We start from the raw sequence: 19,602 nt of genomic DNA on the forward strand, positions 1-19,602 counted from the left end.
GCCACCATCTGCCTGGCGCGACGGCGCACCAACGTTCTCTACGCCCTCATCCGTGACAACCGGACCTGGCAACCTGATTCACCCCCGGTCACCGCCGCGGCTTGACTTCTTCATTGAGAGTCCTTTCATTGGCGGCGACGTTGGTCTGTGGGGCCGCAGGTCCGCGATCCCGTCGCGGTGAGGAGTTACGCGACGATCGCCCTCGTCTGCCCGCATCGGTTAGCTCCGGTGCTGGTGCTCGCGTTGTAGGCGTCCGAGCCCAGGCAGAAAGCGACCTATGCGGGAGGCGTATTCGGTGTAGGCCACGCCGTGGGCTCGGCGTAGGTAGGGCTCTTCGGCGAAGCGCACCTGTGCTTGTATGCCGATCACGCAGACCACTAGGCCGGCGATCGCCACCGCGTTGGGCACCATGAGCGCCAGGCCGACGAACGCGACAGTTGCGGCGGTGAAGATCGGGTTGCGAACGACTCGGAAGGCGCCGGCGGTGACCAGAGTCGTACGTTCGGCCTTGTCGATTCCGGTCCGCCAGGACGCGCCCATGGCCATCTGAGCGGTGAAAGCCAACAGCATGCCTAGCACCGCTACCGCGACACCGGCCCCGCGCAGCACCGAATGATCAAGGATCGCCAGCGGCGAAATACCGGCCAGGTCGGCGACGGGGGCGGCGACGCCCACTGTCAGCCAGCCGAGGTCGGTCCCGGCCAGCGCCCACCACTCCAGTGAGCCGTCCGGGCGCAAGGTGCGCCGTGTGCCAATCTCGCCGGTGCGGCGCCGCTGAATCACCGCGCGCAAGGCGCCCAACACCAGCATCATGGCGGCGAACAGCGCCAGCCCAGCAACCGCCATCACCGCTCACCCCCGGTGCGAACCGGCTTGGCCGCAACGCCGAGCAGGTAGTCACCCTGGACTCGGGTGAGCGATCCCAGCACCACCAGGCCGTGGTGGACCAATTCATCGAGGAACTGTTCGGCGCTGAATCGGTCGTCGGTGGGGTGATCGAACAGCCGCCGGTAGGTGGAGCGCGCCAGCGCGTGGGAGGTGACCTCCTCGAAGTAGAACCGACCGCCCGGTGTCAGGACCCTGCCGACTTCGGTGATCGCTTCACGCCAGTCCGGGATGTGGTGCACGATCCCGAAGTCGAAGACCGCGCCGTAGCTGTCGTCGTCGACATCCAGTGCGGTGCGCAAGTCGGTCGCGCTGCCCTGGGCCAGCCGAACCCGATCCCCGTAGCGGGCCAGGCGCCGGGCGGCGCGGCCGATCATCACCGGGTCCAGATCCACCGCGTCCACGGTGGCCGCCCCGAACCGTTCCAAGATCAGCTGCGAGCCGTACCCGGACCCGCAGCCGATCTCCAATACTCGTGTGCAGGGCAACAGGCGGCCGCCCATCCGCAACAGCACCGGCACCTCATAGACGCGTTGCAGCCAGCGCCGCGGCGGCGAATTCACCAGCCAGGTCTCGGCTCGGTTCATCAACACTGCGCATACCACCATTCTTGGTCGACTACGGCGTTGAGGTCATCCCGTCGCTTGGTTCGCTGACTGCATTGTCTGAGCGCTTTGGTGGCCCGAGGTTGTGTCGTTCCGACCCCTTAAGTAAACGCCTGACAGCGCTATCACCATAATTTGACGATTAATGGTGTCGAAACGCTATCATCGCTCTATGGCGATGACAACGGGGAGATCCTCGATGCAGCCGTCCGCGGACCTCACACCGGCGGTAGCGCTGTTTCACAGCCTGTCCGACCCGACACGACTGGCGATTCTGGAGCGACTCGCTGAAGGCGAAGCGCGCGTGGTCGACCTGACCAGCTTGCTGGGGGGGGCGCAATCCACGGTGTCGGCGCATCTGGCGTGTCTACGCGAGTGCGGCCTGGTGACCGGTCGTCCCGAAGGCCGTCAGGTGTTCTACTCGCTGACTCGACCAGAGCTGATGGATCTGATGGCCGCGGCCGAGACGTTGTTGGCTGCCACCGGCAACCAGGTGGCGCTGTGCCCGACCTACGGGACCCGCGGCCGCACCGACGCGACGACGGATGCGCAGGAGACGCGCCCATGAGCGATGCCTGCGGCTGCGGCAACGAAGAACCCCGCGGCGCCGACGAGCGGGACCGCGAGCCCGAGCGGCTCTGGCAGATCAAAGAACTGCAGTTCGCCGCCCTCTCGGGAGTGTTGCTGCTGGCAGCGGTAACCGCCGGGTTCCTCGACGCCGCCGAGCCGGTAGTCCTGGCGCTGGAAGCGGTGGCGCTGCTGGCCGGCGCCTACACCTTTGTGCCGTCCACCCTGAAGCGGCTGGCGACGGGCAAAATCGGGGTCGGCACGCTGATGACCATCGCCGCGGTGGGCGCGGTGATCCTCGGCGAGGTCGGTGAGGCCGCCATGCTGGCCTTCCTGTTCTCCATCAGCGAGGGACTGGAGGAGTACTCGCTGGCCCGCACCCGCCGCGGACTGCGCGCGCTATTGTCGCTGGTCCCCGACGAGGCGACCGTGCTGCGTGACGGTGCTGAAAAGACCGTCGCGCCTTCGGATTTGCAGATCGGCGACCGGATGCTGATCAAGCCCGGTGAGCGTGTCGCGACCGACGGCATCATCCGCCACGGCCGCACCGCGCTGGATGTCTCGGCCATCACCGGTGAGTCGGTTCCCGTAGAGGCCGGGCCCGGTGATGAGGTGTTCGCCGGGTCGATCAACGGCACCGGGTCACTCGAGGTGGAGGTCAGCACCACCGCCGAGGACAACTCACTGGCCCGCATCGTGCGCATCGTGGAGGCCGAACAGTCCCGCAAGGGCGCCTCCCAACGCCTGGCCGATCACATCGCCAAACCCCTAGTGCCCGGGATCATGATCGTCGCGGCGCTGATCGCGGTGATCGGCAGCCTGCTCGGGGACTCGGCCACCTGGATCGAGCGGGCCCTGGTGGTGCTGGTCGCCGCCTCCCCGTGCGCCCTGGCGATCTCGGTGCCCGTCACCGTCGTGGCCGCCATCGGCGCCGCCAGCAAGTTCGGCGCATTGGTCAAGGGCGGTGCGGCACTGGAAGGGTTGGGCAGGATCCGCGGCGTCGCACTCGACAAGACCGGCACACTCACCGCGAACCGGCCCGCCGTCATCGACGTTGCCACCACCGGTGGTGCCACTCGTGAGCAGGTGCTGGATGTGGCGGCGGCCCTGGAAGCGCGCAGCGAGCACCCGCTGGCCGCGGCGATCCTCGCCGCCGTCGATGACGTCACGGCTGCCACCGATGTGCAGGCCGTCACCGGGGCCGGGCTCACCGGATGCCGCCACGGGGACACCATCCGCCTGGGTCGCCCCGGCTGGCTGGACCCCGGCCCGCTCGCCGGTGACGTCGCCCGCATGCAGCGGACCGGGGCCACCGCGGTCCTCGCCGAAGTCAACGGCCAGGTGATCGGCGCCATCGCGGTGCGCGACGAGCTACGGCCCGAGGCCGCCGAGGCGGTCGCCCGGTTGCGCCGCGACGGCTACCAGGTGGCGATGCTCACCGGCGACAATACGGCTACGGCTGCGGCGCTGGCCCGCGATGTCGGGATCGAAGCGGTGCACGCCGAGCTGCGCCCCGAAGACAAAGCGCGGCTGATCGACCAGCTCCGGGGCCAGCGCCCCACCGCGATGGTCGGTGATGGCGTCAACGACGCTCCCGCGCTGGCCACCGCCGACGTGGGGATCGCAATGGGTGCGATGGGCACCGACGTGGCCATCGAAACCGCCGACGTGGCGTTGATGGGCGAAGACCTGCGCCACCTTCCCCAAGCGTTCAGCCATGCCCGCCGGGCGCGGCAGATCATGCTGCAAAACGTCGCCCTGTCGCTGGGATTGATCGTCGTATTGATGCCGCTGGCCCTGTTCGGTGTGCTCGGGCTGGCCGCCGTCGTGCTCGTCCACGAACTCGCCGAGATCGTGGTCATCGCCAACGGTGTCCGGGCCGGACGCACCACACCGCTGGCCGGCGCGCCGACGGATCCGGCAGCCAGCCCCACCCGCGCAGCGCCGGTCGGCGCGCCATCGTGACCGCCGGCCACACCGGCGTGGTCGCGCCTCGGCAGGCCGGCGTCACCGCACGCAACACGAGGCCAGGCCGGTGATCGTGTCGTCGGTTCTGCCCGCCATCGGCCTGTTCATCGTCACCAACATCGACGACATCGTCGTGCTCTCGCTGTTCTTCGCCCGCGGCGCAGGACAACGCGGCACCACGGCCCGGATCACCGCAGGCCAATACCTCGGCTTTGCAGGCATTCTGGGTGCGGCTGTGCTGGTGACACTGGGTGCCGGAGCGTTCCTTCCCCCAGAGGTCATCCCGTACTTCGGGCTCATACCCCTGGCACTGGGACTGTGGGCGGCCTGGGAAGCCTGGCGAGACAACGACGATGACGACGACGGCAAGATTGCCGGCAAGAACGTCGGTGTCTGGACCGTCGCAGCAGTCACCTTCGCCAACGGCGGGGACAACATCGGCGTCTACGTTCCGGTCTTCTTGAGCGTGGGACCCGCGGCCGTGGTGGCCTACTGCGTCGTCTTCCTCGCCCTCGTCGCGGTCCTGGTCCTTGCCGCCCGATTCGTTGCCACCCGCCGCCCGATCGCCGAAGTCCTCGAACGCTGGGAACACGTCTTGTTTCCGATTGTCTTGATTGGCCTGGGCATCTTCATCCTGGTCAGCGGTCTGGCCTTCGAGAGCTAAGTTGGGCAGCCACGAGCTACGACGGTGGATCCGCGTCAAACGTAATCGTCGAGAGGAATGCTCCAGATGCCTCGTCTCAGGCGAATAGTCGCCGTCGTGGCGACCCTTGTCGTCGCTACCGCCTCGGTCACCGGCTGCACCACGGGTGAGGGTGCTGTCGCTCAGGGCGGCACCTTCGACTTCGTATCGCCCGGAGGTCAAACCGCGATCTTCTACGACCCACCCTCAACACGGGAGACGATCGGCGATCTGACCGGACCCGACCTGTTCACCGACGAACCGATCCGACTGTCGGATTTCACCGGTAAAGTGGTCCTGATCAACGTTTGGGGCTCTTGGTGCGCACCATGCCGCACCGAAACACCGCAACTGGAAACGGTATACGCCGAATACCGCGACCGAGGCGTGCAGTTCCTCGGCATCGACGTCCGCGACAACCGCGACACCGCACGCGACTTCGTCACAGACCGCAACGTGGGATACCCCTCTATTTTCGACCCCTCGCTGCGCAGCCTCATCACCCTGGGACGCAACTACCCGACCAGCGTGGTGCCCACCACCATGGTCCTGGACCGCCAACACAGGGTCGCCGCGGTGTACCTGATGGCACTACTGGCCGAAGACCTACGGCCACTCCTGGATCGGCTCACCACCGAGCGCTGACACCTGCACGAGGGACATAGCGTTGCGTCCCCCGGTCGCCGTAGCGGCGTTCTAGTACTAGCGGCGGCATCGTCCGGAATGGGCGTCGGCGTCATCAGTCCTGGGGTCGCGCGGCCGCGGCCGGTGTCGCCGACGGGAAGGCCGGTGGTATCGCCGCCAGCCCGAGTACTCGCCACAAGGCGGTGCTCACGATCGCTAGTGGGCGTGATTGCTGCGTTCCCAGCAAGGACGCCCCGGGGGCACGGTCCGCTACTGGCAACGAACTCCGCGATAGATCGACACCACCGCTCGACTAACACCGATCGGCAGCGACGAGGTTACTTGCGCGCGCTATCGACGCCCTGCCTTATTGCGATTACAAGAGAATCGCGATCAACAATGGGGACCGACGTTATGTGCTGATACCCCCCAGGGGTAACTTGGGGTTGTACCCGCGCGGGTAACCCCTCGACTGGAAAGGTCTAACGCATGAAGGCGCAAGAGAGATTCCGGCGGCTCCTAGTAAGTTCAACCACGCGGTCGATCGCCAGGTGCATCGCTCGGTGCACGTTTATCAAAGTCATCGGCGGGCGCCAACCTATCAAGGCCGATAAGAGAGTGTCCTGCTGCGGCTGATGGGCTCCGGGCCAGTCGCGCCACCTCGGTGCTCCCTTATGGGCTATGCCATTAGTGCCGATCGCCTTCAGCGTCTGGGTCAGACGCGGCGGCAAGAAACCCTCTGATCTTTGGGCCGAAAGCGTGTGCCATGTCCTCAGCGTCGAGGAATTGGCGGGACATCGAAACTTCGGCGAGGACCCCTCGTGGAAGGACGTCGGCGAGGCTGTGTGCCAAGCACTCGGGGTGACGGGTGTCGTCGCCGGCGATGACGAGTGTCGGAGTGTCGATGCGCCGGAGGTCATCGACCGTTGCAAAGGCGCGGTCATGGCCGATAGCCGCTGCGGCCGCCGCACTGTGGGCGTCAGCGCGCGGAATAGCCTCAGCGACCAGGTTGGCGATCAGCGGCTGAAGATCAGGAATGAACAATTCCCAGGCGGCCTGCAGACCGCGGGAACGGGCACGCTCGGCGTAACGATCCATCAGATCGGTGTCTGCGGCTTTGTCCGCATCGTCCTCTATCGCTTCAGCGCTGATGACCACCGCCGACCGGGCGATACGGGGGTGCTGGAGGCACGTCCGCAAAACGATGGTGCCGCCCAGTCCGGCGCCGACAAGGTGGGCGCAGGTGTCATCGAGCGCGTGCACGATCGCAATGACGTCGCTGACGTACTGATCCCATCGGTGCAACGTCGGGTTGGGACAACGCGATGCTCCGTACCCTCGAATGTCAGGCAACGCAACGCGATACCGGCCAGCGAGCCGGTCAGCAAGCGGTCGCATGCTGTAGTGATCCGGACCCCCACCATGAAGCATGATGATCAGTTCGCCGCGGCCGACGACCTCCCCCATGAGGGGCCAGCCATCATCTCCGACGTGTAAGGCGCGCACCACCAACTGATTCCTCCGTCGTTCCGGGATAGCGCTCCGCGCGTCGACACCACGCCAGTGACCCCCGGAAAGTAGCCCTTGAAGCATACCCCCAAGGGGTATATGCTTTCTTACGTATACCCGGTAGGGGTATCTACACCCGTCGAGGATAGGAGATCGGTGATGAGCACGAGCACGTACGCCGTCGCAGGGATGACTTGCGGACATTGCGAGCTCTCGGTGCGCGAAGAGGTCAGCGAGGTCGCCGGAGTTGAGGACGTCGAAGTTAGCGCCAAGACCGGCACGCTGATCGTGACGTCGAGCCGTCCCGTCGACGACGCGCAGATCCTCAACGCCGTCGAGGAGGCCGGCTACTCGGCGGTGCGTGTCGCATGAACGCCGCGGGACGATTGACAGCGTTTGGTGCCGGACTGGCAGTGGCGTTCACGGCTGCATACGTCACCGCCGCAGCGGTCGTCCCTGATACCGCGGCGACATCTTCCCAGACCCAAACTTCCGATGCTGCAGCGGATCACAGCGCGCCGCCGACCGAGCAGGCGTCGCCAGTCGTTCCCTTCGCCGACCCGCCGGGGTTGTCGTTGGCCGAAGACGGATACGTCCTGAGCCCGGTGCGGTCCCCCAGCGCACCCAACGATCGGGGAACGTTGAGCTTCACCATCGTCGACCCGGGCGGCACGCCGCTGCTGGACTACGCGACCGTGCACGACAAGCAACTGCACCTCATCGTGGTCCGTTCCGACGGCCAGCACTTCGCCCATGTACACCCAAGGCTGGACGCGGCTACCGGCACGTGGTCAACGCCGTGGACGTGGAATGCCGCCGGCACCTACCGCGTGTTCGCCGACTTCCAACCCGCAGGGGCGGGCAGCGCCAAACTCACCCTCACCCGAACCGTGCAGGTGGCCGGTGCGTTCGTCCCGGCGGTGGCGAGTGCCACACGCACCGTGGATGAAATCGCCGGATACACCGTGAAACTGGACGGTGCACTCACCGCGGGCGTCTCCCACCAACTCACCGCGACAGTCACGCGCGACGGCCGGCCGGTGATGACCTTGCAGCCCTACCTGGGGGCTTACGGCCATCTCGTCGCCTTGCGTGAGGGAGACCTGGCGTATCTACATGTGCACCCTGAGGGGGCCGAGCCGGTACCGGGCGGCACCGGTGGGCCTGCGGTGTCGTTCGCGGCGACCGCACCCACTGCCGGGCGCTACCTGCTCTACCTCGACTTCAAAGTCCAGGACACCGTGCACACCGCCAGCTTCGTCGTCGACGCCGCACCCGGTGGCACCAACGAGCCCGCGCCAGAGCCGTCGCGTGACGCCGGCCATGCCGGCGGGCACTGAGCTATCCCGTCCGAATCAGAAACTGAAAGGCAGTGGCTTCATGACGACATCGACACCGGTGTCTGGCCCGAGTGTGGAACTCCGCATCGGGGGAATGACCTGCGCCTCCTGCGCCAACCGCATCGAGCGCAAGCTCAACAAGCTCGACGGCGTGGCCGCGACAGTCAATTACGCGACGGAAAAGGCCACCGTCACGGTGCCTGACGGATACGATCCGGCGCTGCTGATCGCCGAGGTGGAGAAGACGGGCTACACCGCCGCGCTCCCGACACCGCGCACGCCGATGCCCTCCGACGCATCCGGTGACACCCCGCACGCCGTGGACACCGCCGACCCCGAACTGGCGTCGCTGCGGCACCGCCTGAGGGCCTCGGCCGTCCTGACGGTGCCGGTCGTCGCGATGGCGATGATCCCGGCGCTGCAGTTCACGTACTGGCAGTGGGCGTCGCTCACGCTGGCGGCCCCCGTCGTCGTGTGGGCAGCATGGCCATTCCATCGGGCCGCCTGGGCCAACCTGCGACACGGCACCGCGACCATGGATACGCTCATTTCGCTGGGCACCGTGTCGGCGTTCCTGTGGTCGCTGTATGCGCTGTTTCTGGGCAGTGCCGGCACGCCGGGTATGAAGCATCCCTTCGCGTTCACCCTGGCGCCGTCGCATGGCGCCGCCAACATTTACCTCGAAGTCGCCGCCGGCGTAACCACGTTCATCCTGGCCGGACGCTACTTCGAGAAGCGGTCCAAACGGCAGGCCGGAGCGGCACTACGAGCCCTGCTCGACCTAGGCGCCAAAGACGTATCCGTCCTGCGCGGCGGGACGGAAACCAAGATCGCCATCGAAGAACTCGTGGTTGGCGACGAGTTCATAGTCCGTCCGGGGGAGAAGATCGCCACCGACGGCGTGGTGGTGTCCGGTTCCTCGGCTGTCGACGCCTCGATGCTGACCGGCGAAGCGGTACCCGTGGAAGTCGCTGCCGGCGACACCGTGGTCGGTGCCACCGTCAACGCCGGCGGTCGGCTGGTGGTGCAGGCCACTCGCGTCGGCTCGGACACCCAGCTCGCGCAGATGGCCCAGCTGGTCGAACGCGCCCAGACCGGCAAGGCCGAAGTGCAACGCCTGGCCGATCGCATTTCCGGCGTCTTCGTACCGATCGTCATCGCTATCGCCGTGATCACCCTCGGCGCCTGGCTGGGCGCGGGATTCTCAGTCGCCGCCGCGTTCACCGCAGCGGTTGCGGTCCTCGTCATCGCCTGCCCCTGCGCCCTCGGGCTGGCCACGCCCACCGCCCTGCTGGTGGGCACCGGTCGCGGCGCACAAATCGGCGTGCTGATCAAAGGTCCCGAGGTGCTCGAATCCACCCGCAAGGTTGACACCGTGGTGCTGGATAAGACCGGAACCGTCACCACCGGCAAAATGACGCTGGTCGATGTCATTACAGCGCCGGAAACCGAACGTGCGGAGCTGCTTCGACTGGCCGGCGCCCTGGAGAACGCCTCCGAGCACCCCATTGCCCAAGCCGTCGCCGCCGCGGCGGCCGAGGAACTCCAGGCCTTGCCCGTTCCGGAGGACTTCGCGAATGTCGAAGGTAAAGGCGTCCACGGCATCGTGGATGGACACGCCGTCGTCGTTGGGCGCGAATCACTGCTGGCCGACTGGGCGCAACACCTCAGCCCGGATCTGTCCCACGCCAAGTCGCGCGCGCAAGCCCAGGGAAAGACCGTGGTAGCGGTCGGGTGGGACGGGCAGGCGCGCGGTGTACTCGTCATGGCTGACACCGTGAAATCGACGAGCGCACAGGCAATCTCGCAGATGCGTGACATTGGGCTGACCCCCGTGTTGCTCACCGGCGACAACGAAGCCGTCGCTCGACAGATCGCCGTCGAAGTCGGCATCGACGACGTCATCGCCGAAGTCATGCCCGAAGGCAAGGTTGACGTGATCGCACGCCTCCAAGCCGAAGGCAAGACGGTCGCCATGGTCGGCGACGGAGTCAACGACGCGCCCGCCCTCGCCCAAGCCGACCTCGGTCTGGCGATGGGCACCGGCACCGACGTCGCCATCGAGGCCTCCGACATCACCCTGGTGCGCGGTGATCTGCGCAGCGCCGTTGACGCGATCAGGCTGTCCCGCGAAACACTGTCGACGATCAAAACCAACCTGTTCTGGGCGTTCGCCTACAACGTCGCAGCGATCCCCGTCGCAGCACTGGGCATGCTCAATCCGATGCTGGCCGGAGCCGCAATGGCATTCTCCAGCGTCTTCGTGGTGGGCAACAGCCTGCGCCTGCGCCGCTTCACAACCACTTCCGCCGACACCACCAGTTAAATCACCGCCACCTGTGAGGAGAACCAATGTCCGAGAATCAGAACCGCACGTCAGCCTGCTGCTGCAGCGGCGCAGCCGACAAAATCGATACCTCAGCCATCGACCCTACGGCGAGGAACCTGCTTGACTTCGGATCGCAGAACGAGACCACCTGCCCCGTGATGCCCGGCACGCCGGTGAACAAGACGGTCGCCGAAGCGGCGGGACTATTCCGTGACTATCGCGGTCGGCGTTACTGGTTCTGCTGCAAGGGATGCGGACCACGCTTTGACCGCGACCCCGACAAGTATGCCGCCGTCGCATGACCGCGACCCTTGTCGCGCACTCCTCGCCGGGCACCCGAAGTTAGTCACCACCACGCACAAGGAAAGCGTCATGACCCACGCCGACAACACCAGGCACTGCCCCTCAAGAGGCACCACCCACCACGGCTACATCACCGATAAAGACAAATACCTCAAGCGGTTGAAGCGCATCGAAGGCCAAGCCCGCGGCATCAGCAGAATGATCGAAGAGGAGCGGTACTGCATCGACATCCTGACCCAAACTGACGCGCTCACCAAAGCCCTCCAAGGCGTCGCGCTGGCACTGCTTGACGACCATCTTCGCCACTGCGTCCGTGACGCCGCCGCCACCGGCGGACCGGCCGCTGACGCCAAACTCACAGAAGCCTCTGAAGCCATCGCCCGCTTGGTGCGTTCCTAACACCCACATCATCAATGCGCGTCGACTGAAACGCGAAGTCCCCCTAAGGAAAGAACATGACAAACCGCGATGACCACGGCGTAGCAACATCCCACCCTGGCGGGCACGTCCACCACCAATTCCCCGGCGGACACCCTGACACCCACCCACACGGCGAACACCACGGCCATGACAATCACACCGGCCACACGGGCCATAGCGGCCACGGCGGTGACCACGTGGCCCAATTCCGCAAGCTCTTCTGGATCAACCTGATCATCGCCATACCGGTCGTCGCGTTCTCGACCATGTTCGCGATGCTGCTCGGTTACGACGTCCCCGACTTCCCCGGCGCACGCTGGATCGCGCCCCTGCTCGGGACAGTGATGTACGTCGTCGGTGGCCGCCCCTTCCTCACCGGTGCGCTGAACGAGATCCGTTCCCGCAAACCAGGAATGATGCTCCTGATCGGACTGGCGATCACCGTCGCCTTTTTCGCGTCCTGGGGCGCGAGCTTGGGCCTGCTCCACCACGAGCTCGAATTCTGGTGGGAACTCGCCCTTCTCATCGTCATCATGCTGCTCGGCCACTGGGTAGAAATGCGCTCGCTGGCCCAGACCACCTCAGCGCTGGACTCACTGGCCGCACTACTTCCCGACGAAGCCGAGAAGATCGACGGCGATCGCACCGTCACCGTCTCGCCGGCCGACCTGCACGTCGGCGATGTCGTTGTCGTCCGACCCGGCGGCAGCATCCCTGCCGACGGCAAGATCGTCGACGGACGCGCCGACGTGGACGAGTCCATGGTGACCGGCGAATCCCGGCCCGTTACCCGCGGTGTCGGGGATCCCGTCACAGCCGGCACCGTCGCCACCGATTCCGGGCTTCGGGTCGAGATCACCGCCACCGGCGACGACACCGCCCTAGCAGGCATCCAACGCCTAGTCACCGAAGCGCAGAATTCGTCCTCGCGTGCCCAGCGCCTTGCTGACAAGGCCGCCGGCTGGCTGTTCTGGTTCGCCCTGATCACCGCCGCGATCACTGCGGCGGCATGGACAATCGTCGGCAATCCCGATGCCTCGGTGGTACGAGCGATCACCGTGCTGGTCATCGCCTGCCCTCATGCGCTGGGCCTGGCGATACCACTGGTCGTGTCCATCGCCACCGAACGCGCCGCCAGAGGCGGCGTCTTGATCAAAGACCGGCTGGCCCTGGAAGGTATGCGCACTGTCGACGCCGTGCTGTTCGACAAGACCGGCACCCTGACGAAAGGCGAACCCACCGTCACCGCCGTCGAGGCGACCGGAGACGACGACGGCGACACCGTGCTCGCGCTCGCCGCCGCCGCCGAGACCGACAGTGAACACCCCCTGGCGCGGGCCATCGTGAAAGCCGCCGAGGATAGGGGATTAACGGTGCCGCGCGCCAGCGGCTTCTCGTCCTCTCCTGCCGTCGGTGTGACTGCGACGGTCGACGGGCACGAAATCCGAGTGGGCGGCCCCCGACTTCTCGAAGAAGTCGGCGCCCAGGAGGTCCCCGCGGCCACCGCGTGGCGCGGCGAAGGCGCCATCATTCTGCACGTCATCCGCGACGGAGAGGTGCTCGGGGGCCTGCGCTTGGCCGACGAGATCCGCCCCGAATCCCGCGAAGCCGTCGATGCGCTTCACAAGCTTGGCGTGCAAGTCGTCATGATCACCGGCGACGCCGAAGCCGTCGCCAATAGTGTCGGCCACGAACTGGGCATCGACCGGGTGTTCGCGGGGGTGCGCCCCGAAGACAAGGCGTCGAAAGTTGCTGCCCTGCAAGACGAGGGCAAGAAGGTTGCCATGGTCGGCGATGGCGTCAACGATGCCCCCGCCTTGGCGCAGGCCGATGTCGGCATCGCCATCGGTGCCGGCACTGACGTCGCCATCGCTTCCGCCGGTGTCATCCTGGCCAGTTCCGACCCCCGCTCGGTGCTGTCGGTCATTGAGCTGTCCCGCGCCAGCTACCGCAAGATGAAACAGAATCTCTGGTGGGGCGCCGGGTACAACCTCATCTCTGTGCCCCTGGCTGCTGGTGTGCTGGCACCCATCGGCATCGTGCTGCCCATGTCGGTCGGCGCCATCCTCATGTCACTGTCAACGATCGTCGTCGCGCTCAACGCGCAACTTCTGCGCCGCCTCGATTTGACGCCCGAGGCGAGCACCCGCGCCGTTCTCAACCGTTAGGGGACGGCCCACCATGTGGAGCAGCCGGCGACCATGTGAATTCGAATCGCCGCTCCCAACCATGTGGAGCTTCGCACGAAGAAAGCAAATGCAGTCGCCGGTCGAATTCTCAATTATCCGTCGACCGCCGGTACCTTCGGATGCGCCGTAGACGGCGTGTAGCTGAGCGACAAGCCACCCAATCGGAGCCGGGGAAGCGGAGGAAGGAGCACCAGTGACCGACCTCGCCACTGTCGAAAATTCGATTCGACGACGGTCGTTCGGCACCCTGTCGACGCTCGATAGCAGCGGCAACCCCCACGCGACTGCCGTCACGAACGCGCGACCGGTGAAGGCACAAACCTGACGTTGTACATCACGACCCGGACTACGAACGTCACGGTGGGAAACATCCGACGACGACCACAGGTAGCCTTCGTCATTCCCGTGCCGCACCGCTTTCTCCCCATGATGCCGCCGGCAGCTGTGCAGTTTGCGGGGTCGGCCGAAATACTGAACCACGAAAACGCTGACGCGCGAGGGGCATTCCATGCGGACTGGTTCCTCCGTCGCATTCTCGCCGCCGAGGAGCGCATCGTCCCTCAGAGTGCTGAGCTGTGCTTCATCGCGGTCCGGCCGAGGCGATGGTTATCCACCTACGGCATCGGAATGTCGGCCCTCGACATCCTGCGTCATCCGGGCGCCGTCACCGGGCGGGCAGACACGACGGTCGGAAACTAGCCGTCAGGCCGTGGATTGGCACGCAGGCGCAGTTCAATGCACATGGTCGTGGTCTTGGTGGTCGTCTAGCGGCGTCGCCGCCGGAAGCGGCTCGCTGATGGGCACGGGCGTAGCCTGCTCAGGCGCGCCGCCGGAGCCAGCGCCGGGCGCAGGAGCTTCGACTGGGCGCACGGCAGGCGGGGGAGACGTCGGCTCCGGATCGTGATTGTGATGGTCGTCGACGTGTTCTGCACTGGTTGCGTGATCATCGGAGGCGGGCTCCCCAGCGGGCGCTGCAGGGGAATCTCCGGGATCACTGTGATGGTCGCCAGTCTGCTCTGCACCAGGTCCGTGGTCATGAGCCCCTGCTTCAGCGCCGGCTGGGGCGTGGTGGCCGTGCCGTAGACCAGAGGCAGCGCCCACTGTGGACGCCAACGTGACGATCCCAATCGCGCCCAGGAGCACCATGGCACTGCCGAAGGCGGGCACCGGTTCTCCTTGAAGGCCGCGGTGCCAGACCCAGCCAGCGCCCATGACGACATAGATCTGAAGCAGCAACGCGCATAGGTCCGCGGCTTGGATCAGTTCGGCTTGACCGGCGTTGGGCCCGAGCGGCGCTCCCGCGGTTCTCGACACGGACCAAAGCGCAATAACGCCAAGGTTGACCATGATGCCAAGAGCTAGCACCGGGGTGGTGGTACGGGTGAGTACTAGCCGCGCCCACAACAGTTGGAACAGCGCGATGCCAGCAAAAAACAGGCCCGCTGGCATCCATTCCTGCCAGTGGGCGGGAACGACGGCGAAGTGGATGACAGAAGCGCCTAGTGAGGCGAGCGCGGCAAGCCGAGCCGCTAACCGGCTGTCGGTTTTCTTCGCTGTCCTAGGCGCCACCGAACCAGGATGACAGCGCCACCCTCGACACTGGCTGCATGAGGCCACATCTCAATACGAACGAGATTCATTCGTCATTAACTACTGCCGTCCTACGTAGATGGTTCGATGCGGCCCTTCGTCTGCGAGTCGCAACCACCGTCGTTTGGCGATAACCAACACCGGCTTCTCTTGAGACCTCGCCGATGCGGCTCGTCCCGCGGCAGCGGGAGGTGATTGCTCGACGCACAGGACGCCGGCAGTTACTGTCAGCCAAACGTAGACCAGAGCATTGAGTGGAGGTAAGCGACGTGGCGATGCGCGGCGAGCGAATTCTGGCAGCCGCAGCGGCCGCTGCGGTGGGCGGTCGGCGATTCCGGAACCGGATCGCCGAGGAAGCCGCCCGCTACTGGTCGGCGCCCACAGGATCGGCCTGGGAAGCGAACTCGCACTGGCGCAACGGAATCGGCGATCAAGCCTGGCTGGAGGTTGGTGACCACCACTGGAAGATCTATGAAACCTTCGCCCGAGCCCTCAAATCGCCCAGCCCGAACACGGTGATGGAGTGGGGCGCCGGCGGCGGGGCCAACGCCGTGGCTTTCGCCCCCCATACGCAGCGCTTCATCGCCGCCGACATCTCCCAAGAAAACCTCGACGAATGCGTCCGACAAGTCCGCGCAACGTGCACGACACCCGTCGAGACACGGCGCATCGACTTGGCCTGCCCCGTACAAGCCACCGTCGGATTGGCGGGCAGCTGCGACGTCTTCCTGTGTCTATACGTGATCGAACTAACGACGGGCGCGGACGCCGTACGGGCCATCCTTGATATCGCCCGCACCGTGTTGGCCCCCGGAGGCATGGCGCTGGTCCAAATCAAGTACCACACCAGCGATCGTCGGACCCGCGGCTTCGCCGGAATGGCCTACGACCGAAACCTGGCATCGACCACCACCTTTACTCTTGAAGAGTTTTGGAAGCTGGCCGCCGATTGCGGCCTCGCCCCACGGCTAATCACGTTGGTGCCGGAAAACCGTCTCGACAGCCGCTACGCTTACTACGCCCTAACCACCCAAGCCGCCTCTACATAGCACCGGCGGCCGCGACTCGCGATTAGCACACACAACATTTCGGCCAAACCGAGCGCGTCCACAGTCGGCGTTGTCATAACGTTGTCACAAGTAGGTGCGGACGCAGCTGGCGGGCAAGCTAGGAATACCGAAGACGAGTCCTGCGTGTCGCACCCGGTCCAGAAGCATTGCGCAACGGGCGGAATGGGCCGACATCGGTCACATGTTCGGGGGCCATTCGATGTGAACGCATTCTGTGAACGAAGCTGTGCGCAACAAAGCTGACCGCTCCGAAGCGGCGCGACGTGCGAGACGCGAATGAGCCTCCGACCTGCACGTCAGCGACTTGGGTGAAAGGCGAGACCGCAACCGGACGGCTGCATAGCCCCAGAGGGCGCCGCAGAAACAGGTCGAGGGCATCTGTGTATCGGTCGATGGAACGAAACCGCTTACGGCGCCCAACCTGAGAGCAACATACCGGTAATCCTGCATATTCGAGTTCCGCGTATTCGCGTTCGTTGCTTCGATCTGATCATGATCGCAGGTCTTGTGGGCCGCATTCGCACGACTCCATTGGCCGCGCTCACTCGATGTCTTATCAACGTCCCCTACCGCTGCACCACCTCGGACCGGTGCGGGTTTTTGGGGCGCATCGGAGCCGCCGACGACACCCACCAAGGCACTCGCCTGTTGTCGCCCTTTTAGCCCTTCGGGGGGTACGGGTCCTTTTTTCCGACCGTGTCGGTGTTGCGAATCCGGTTGTTGTCCTTGCGGTGGTCTCGAACCTCGCCACCGCCGCTGCGTTCGGCAAACCCCCGCGCCGCGTCGTGCGCCTCAGCCTGAGTCTCGTAGCGTCCGGCAGCTCTGTCGGCCTCCGCGCGTTTGGCGCCCCAGTCATCTGAATCTCTGTCGTATTGCACGTCGTAGTCAGCCACTATGCCGCCTCCTCTGTGTGTTGGATCGGCTGTTGTCGAATTCAGTTCCACAGGAGGCGGTCTCGGTCAGGAGGCTTGCTGCTGTTCGTGTTCGATCTCGTCGATCAAGCTGCGCAAGGTGCGCGTGCGAAGTTTGTGGACGTCGTCGCTGAGGTAGTGCTGATTGACGCGGTCGCGCAGTGAGATCGCCTCGGTGAGACGGTCGATTTCCATTGCCCCGCGCCACTGCTGCGGCCGCCGCAGCGTCTCGGCCATCTCGCTGGACCGGGAGTGCAGATAGTGAGCCCAACGGTTGTCAAGCGGTCCTGTCACGCTGTTGCGGCACGATCCGATACGACACCCGACGCGGGTGCGGATATCGGTGTGGTTCAACAGTTGTTGGGCAGCCTTGGCCGATACGGTGGATCCGAGCCGGGACAGGTAGATGCCGCCGACCGCGCCGCCGCCTTGCTCCTTGTCCGGGTCAGGCTCCTTGCGCAGGCGGGCCATGGTTTGGGCGTGGTTGACCCTTTCGAGCATCCCCAACCCGACTGAGTAGGCGTCGGCGTGACCCATGGCCACGGCAGCACGACCGATGTTGCCCGACAGCCCCAGCGTGACCGACAGGTCGTGTTCCCGGAACTGGTCGAGCACCCCGAATACAGTGCGGATCTTGCGGATACCTTCGTCGTCGCCACCGAGGGGGGAGAAGCGGATCTCAAGGTCGCTGATCCCCGCGCCGGCGTACTCAGCGGCAAGATCGGCGGCAAAAGTAGTTCCCAGACGACTCGCGGCGGCAGTCGAGACGGTGATCACGGCCCGGGTGGGCTTGTCCTTGCCGACGGCCAGGCGGGTGCGCTCGGCGAGATCGACGTTCAGTCGTGCAGTGCGTTCGTCGGTGACGTAGAAGTGCGGGGCCGTGACGTGGGTGACGAGCGCCGGGTGCTTCTCCACCGTCAGGTCTACCAGCGCGGCGCGTGCCGACTGATCCTCGGCAAGAGCATTGATGCCGTAGGGACGGCCGGTCCACAGCGGCAGCTTGTCGAGGCCGAAGCCCTCGTCGGCAAGCCGCTCAGCGGCGGGCTCCCAGTACACCCGCAGGCCCGCCTCCACGGCGGCTGCCGCCGCAGCGGCCTGGTGACGTGCAGCTTTGGTGTCCAGTGTGATGGCGTCGGTGCCAGCGTGCTCACGCGACAGGAAATCTTCGACCTGCTTGTGGTCGTTGGGTCCGAGCCGAAACTGAATGCCCATCGTGTGAAAACGTCCTCTCGACCTCGGGCGTTGTTTCATGACAGAATACATGACACACACGCAGACAAAAGGAAGACAGGCAGACGATATGGGAGCTAACGCGCTCGCCTCGACCGTGTCGAGTGCGATCGAGCGCTTGGGATTGACCTACGAAGAGGTCGGCGACATCGTCGACGCGTCGGCGCGCTCGGTGGCGCGCTGGACCTCAGGGCAGGTCGTTCCACAACGACTCAACAAACAACGACTCATCGAACTGGCCTACGTCGCCGACGCGCTGGCCGAAGTGCTTCCCCGAGACCAGGCCAACGTCTGGATGTTCTCCCCGAATCGATTACTGGCCCACGCCAAGCCCGCCGACCTGGTGCGTGACGGCGAGTACCAGCGCGTCTTGGCCCTCATCGACGCCATGGCCGAAGGGATCTTCGTGTGAGCGATGCGCTCGACGAGGACCTGGTGCAGCGCATCGACGCGCGCGGCACCAGCCGGTGGTCGGGCACGTGCGCTCGCTACACCGGCGCCCACCGTGACCCCTTGTCGGGGGAAGGGGCGCGCAGATTCGGCGGAAGGTGGAACCCTGCCGGACTCTTCTCGGCGATCTATCTGGCCGACTCCACGCAAGCGTGCATGGTCGAAGTAGAACGCGCCGCGCAGGCGGCGTCGACGACCCCGGAGAAGATGCTCGAAGCTTCGTATCGACTGCACACCATCGAGGCCACCGACCTGGCCGTCCTGGATCTCATCACCTCTGACGCCCGCGAAGCGGTGGGGCTCGAGGACGACGACATCTATGGCGACGACTGGTCGGCGTGCCAAGCGGTGGGCCATGCCGCATGGTTCCTGCATGTGCAAGGCGTACTGGTGCCTGCCGCCGGGGGAATTGGCCTGGTCATCACCGCCTACGAACAACGGACCCGCCCCGGTCAGCTCCACGTCAGCCACAGCGAGGATCTGACACCTACCCGCTACGGAGAACTGCGGCACCCTTAACTAGGGGCGGCGGCCTGCTCCCCGCCCCAGGGGAGCGTCTTGCAGCTCGTTCTTGTTGGACGCTCGCTCGGCTGGGGAATGTTTGTTGTCCTGACCGTGCGAGGATGCCAAATTCACCGGATGTAATAAGCAGACTAAAATCATGGATAATGACGATTATCCATGAGTCACACGAAAGCTACTGCATCGGACGCCCATTCAGCGCACTGAATCGTCACCGTGACGAATCGGTTGCGCCCTCCGGGTCCGGCCAGGACGCGGCCGGCTACCTTCTGTATTGCCCGTGTCAGTTCTCATCCGATCAGAAGCATTCTCATTTGATGTGACACATCGGCGCGCCTTTCTCATTTGATCTGATACAGCCGGTACCGTTCTGGGCATGTCGATGCTGGCCACTGGTGCTGTTGCCGC

The 19,602-nt window shown here is 65.4% G+C and carries 21 protein-coding genes; 15 read left to right on the forward strand and 6 right to left on the reverse strand.

The annotated features are described in order from the left end of the window. Positions 1–219: 219 nt before the first annotated feature. Together ACTWP6_RS27850 and ACTWP6_RS27855 are read right to left on the reverse strand one after the other, a co-directional pair. Positions 220–846 (reverse strand): methyltransferase family protein, encoded by a 627-nt coding sequence (locus ACTWP6_RS27850; RefSeq protein ID WP_270720513.1) that lies wholly within the window; start codon positions 844–846, stop codon positions 220–222. After that, positions 846–1,472 carry a class I SAM-dependent methyltransferase gene (locus tag ACTWP6_RS27855; protein WP_270720514.1) on the reverse strand — a complete coding sequence of 209 codons (627 nt, stop codon included), beginning with the start codon at positions 1,470–1,472 and terminating at the stop codon, positions 846–848. Before ACTWP6_RS27855 ends, ACTWP6_RS27850 begins: the two co-directional genes overlap by 1 nt. A 190-nt stretch (positions 1,473–1,662) precedes the next feature. On the opposite strand from ACTWP6_RS27855, the gene ACTWP6_RS27860 reads away from it, so the two are divergent. The 4 genes from ACTWP6_RS27860 to ACTWP6_RS27875 all read left to right on the forward strand — a co-directional run bounded on the left by ACTWP6_RS27860 (position 1,663) and on the right by ACTWP6_RS27875 (position 5,352). Further along, positions 1,663–2,058 carry an ArsR/SmtB family transcription factor gene (locus tag ACTWP6_RS27860; RefSeq protein WP_270720515.1) on the forward strand — a complete coding sequence of 132 codons (396 nt, stop codon included), beginning with the start codon at positions 1,663–1,665 and terminating at the stop codon, positions 2,056–2,058. After that, on the forward strand, positions 2,055–4,022 hold the full coding sequence (locus ACTWP6_RS27865) for a heavy metal translocating P-type ATPase (protein ID WP_270720516.1): 1,968 nt from the start codon (positions 2,055–2,057) through the stop codon (positions 4,020–4,022). The genes ACTWP6_RS27860 and ACTWP6_RS27865 overlap by 4 nt, the downstream gene beginning before the upstream one ends. 70 nt (positions 4,023–4,092) lie before the next feature. Beyond that, positions 4,093–4,689 (forward strand): cadmium resistance transporter, encoded by a 597-nt coding sequence (locus tag ACTWP6_RS27870; RefSeq protein WP_270720517.1) that lies wholly within the window; start codon positions 4,093–4,095, stop codon positions 4,687–4,689. A 66-nt stretch (positions 4,690–4,755) separates the two neighbouring features. Next, entirely contained in the window at positions 4,756–5,352 is a 597-nt protein-coding gene (locus ACTWP6_RS27875; RefSeq protein WP_270720518.1) for a TlpA family protein disulfide reductase, read from the forward strand. A 666-nt stretch (positions 5,353–6,018) separates the two neighbouring features. Here the strand turns inward: ACTWP6_RS27875 and ACTWP6_RS27880 are convergent. Next, the gene (locus tag ACTWP6_RS27880; protein WP_443189390.1) at positions 6,019–7,044 is read right to left on the reverse strand and encodes an alpha/beta fold hydrolase; all 1,026 of its coding nucleotides are present in this window, start codon (positions 7,042–7,044) and stop codon (positions 6,019–6,021) included. Between ACTWP6_RS27880 and ACTWP6_RS27885 the strand changes: the two genes are divergently transcribed. The 8 genes from ACTWP6_RS27885 to ACTWP6_RS27920 all read left to right on the forward strand — a co-directional run bounded on the left by ACTWP6_RS27885 (position 7,000) and on the right by ACTWP6_RS27920 (position 14,120). Further along, the gene (locus ACTWP6_RS27885; RefSeq protein ID WP_443189391.1) at positions 7,000–7,212 is read left to right on the forward strand and encodes a heavy-metal-associated domain-containing protein; all 213 of its coding nucleotides are present in this window, start codon (positions 7,000–7,002) and stop codon (positions 7,210–7,212) included. The two genes, ACTWP6_RS27880 and ACTWP6_RS27885, sit on opposite strands and share 45 nt — an antisense overlap. Continuing rightward, complete coding sequence (locus ACTWP6_RS27890; RefSeq protein ID WP_443189392.1) at positions 7,209–8,180, forward strand: heavy-metal-associated domain-containing protein; 972 nt, start codon at positions 7,209–7,211, stop codon at positions 8,178–8,180. Before ACTWP6_RS27885 ends, ACTWP6_RS27890 begins: the two co-directional genes overlap by 4 nt. Before the next feature lie 40 nt (positions 8,181–8,220). Further along, positions 8,221–10,506 (forward strand): heavy metal translocating P-type ATPase, encoded by a 2,286-nt coding sequence (locus ACTWP6_RS27895; RefSeq protein WP_443189393.1) that lies wholly within the window; start codon positions 8,221–8,223, stop codon positions 10,504–10,506. Between the two features lie 26 nt (positions 10,507–10,532). Then, the gene (locus tag ACTWP6_RS27900; protein ID WP_270720522.1) at positions 10,533–10,811 is read left to right on the forward strand and encodes a YHS domain-containing protein; all 279 of its coding nucleotides are present in this window, start codon (positions 10,533–10,535) and stop codon (positions 10,809–10,811) included. Positions 10,812–10,881: 70 nt separating this feature from the next. Continuing rightward, positions 10,882–11,211 carry a metal-sensitive transcriptional regulator gene (locus ACTWP6_RS27905; protein ID WP_270720523.1) on the forward strand — a complete coding sequence of 110 codons (330 nt, stop codon included), beginning with the start codon at positions 10,882–10,884 and terminating at the stop codon, positions 11,209–11,211. 56 nt (positions 11,212–11,267) lie between these two features. Beyond that, on the forward strand, positions 11,268–13,400 hold the full coding sequence (locus ACTWP6_RS27910) for a heavy metal translocating P-type ATPase (RefSeq protein WP_270720524.1): 2,133 nt from the start codon (positions 11,268–11,270) through the stop codon (positions 13,398–13,400). 214 nt (positions 13,401–13,614) lie between these two features. Further along, positions 13,615–13,746 carry a hypothetical protein gene (locus ACTWP6_RS27915; protein ID WP_443189394.1) on the forward strand — a complete coding sequence of 44 codons (132 nt, stop codon included), beginning with the start codon at positions 13,615–13,617 and terminating at the stop codon, positions 13,744–13,746. A 35-nt stretch (positions 13,747–13,781) separates the two neighbouring features. After that, complete coding sequence (locus ACTWP6_RS27920) at positions 13,782–14,120, forward strand: hypothetical protein (RefSeq protein ID WP_443189395.1); 339 nt, start codon at positions 13,782–13,784, stop codon at positions 14,118–14,120. A gap of 33 nt (positions 14,121–14,153) precedes the next feature. Here ACTWP6_RS27920 and ACTWP6_RS27925 read toward each other — a convergent pair whose 3' ends face one another. Further along, complete coding sequence (locus ACTWP6_RS27925) at positions 14,154–15,038, reverse strand: hypothetical protein (RefSeq protein ID WP_443189396.1); 885 nt, start codon at positions 15,036–15,038, stop codon at positions 14,154–14,156. 248 nt (positions 15,039–15,286) lie between these two features. On the opposite strand from ACTWP6_RS27925, the gene ACTWP6_RS27930 reads away from it, so the two are divergent. Next, complete coding sequence (locus tag ACTWP6_RS27930) at positions 15,287–16,060, forward strand: class I SAM-dependent methyltransferase (RefSeq protein ID WP_443189397.1); 774 nt, start codon at positions 15,287–15,289, stop codon at positions 16,058–16,060. A 680-nt stretch (positions 16,061–16,740) separates the two neighbouring features. Here ACTWP6_RS27930 and ACTWP6_RS27935 read toward each other — a convergent pair. Together ACTWP6_RS27935 and ACTWP6_RS27940 are read right to left on the reverse strand one after the other, a co-directional pair. Further along, positions 16,741–16,974, reverse strand: coding sequence for a DUF2188 domain-containing protein (locus ACTWP6_RS27935; protein ID WP_112744701.1), 234 nt, complete (start codon positions 16,972–16,974; stop codon positions 16,741–16,743). Positions 16,975–17,040: 66 nt separating this feature from the next. Further along, positions 17,041–18,204, reverse strand: a complete 1,164-nt coding sequence (locus ACTWP6_RS27940; RefSeq protein WP_237674065.1) for a hypothetical protein — start codon at positions 18,202–18,204, stop codon at positions 17,041–17,043. 88 nt (positions 18,205–18,292) lie between these two features. On the opposite strand from ACTWP6_RS27940, the gene ACTWP6_RS27945 reads away from it, so the two are divergent. Together ACTWP6_RS27945 and ACTWP6_RS27950 are read left to right on the forward strand one after the other, a co-directional pair. Further along, positions 18,293–18,634, forward strand: coding sequence for an antitoxin Xre/MbcA/ParS toxin-binding domain-containing protein (locus ACTWP6_RS27945; RefSeq protein WP_011856840.1), 342 nt, complete (start codon positions 18,293–18,295; stop codon positions 18,632–18,634). Next, positions 18,631–19,191: an RES family NAD+ phosphorylase gene (locus ACTWP6_RS27950; protein ID WP_112744703.1), complete on the forward strand. Its 561-nt coding sequence runs from the start codon at positions 18,631–18,633 to the stop codon at positions 19,189–19,191. Before ACTWP6_RS27945 ends, ACTWP6_RS27950 begins: the two co-directional genes overlap by 4 nt. Positions 19,192–19,602 lie beyond the last annotated feature (411 nt).

The sequence above is a fragment of the Mycobacterium sp. 4D054 genome (assembly GCF_052245755.1).
Lineage (GTDB): Bacteria > Actinomycetota > Actinomycetes > Mycobacteriales > Mycobacteriaceae > Mycobacterium.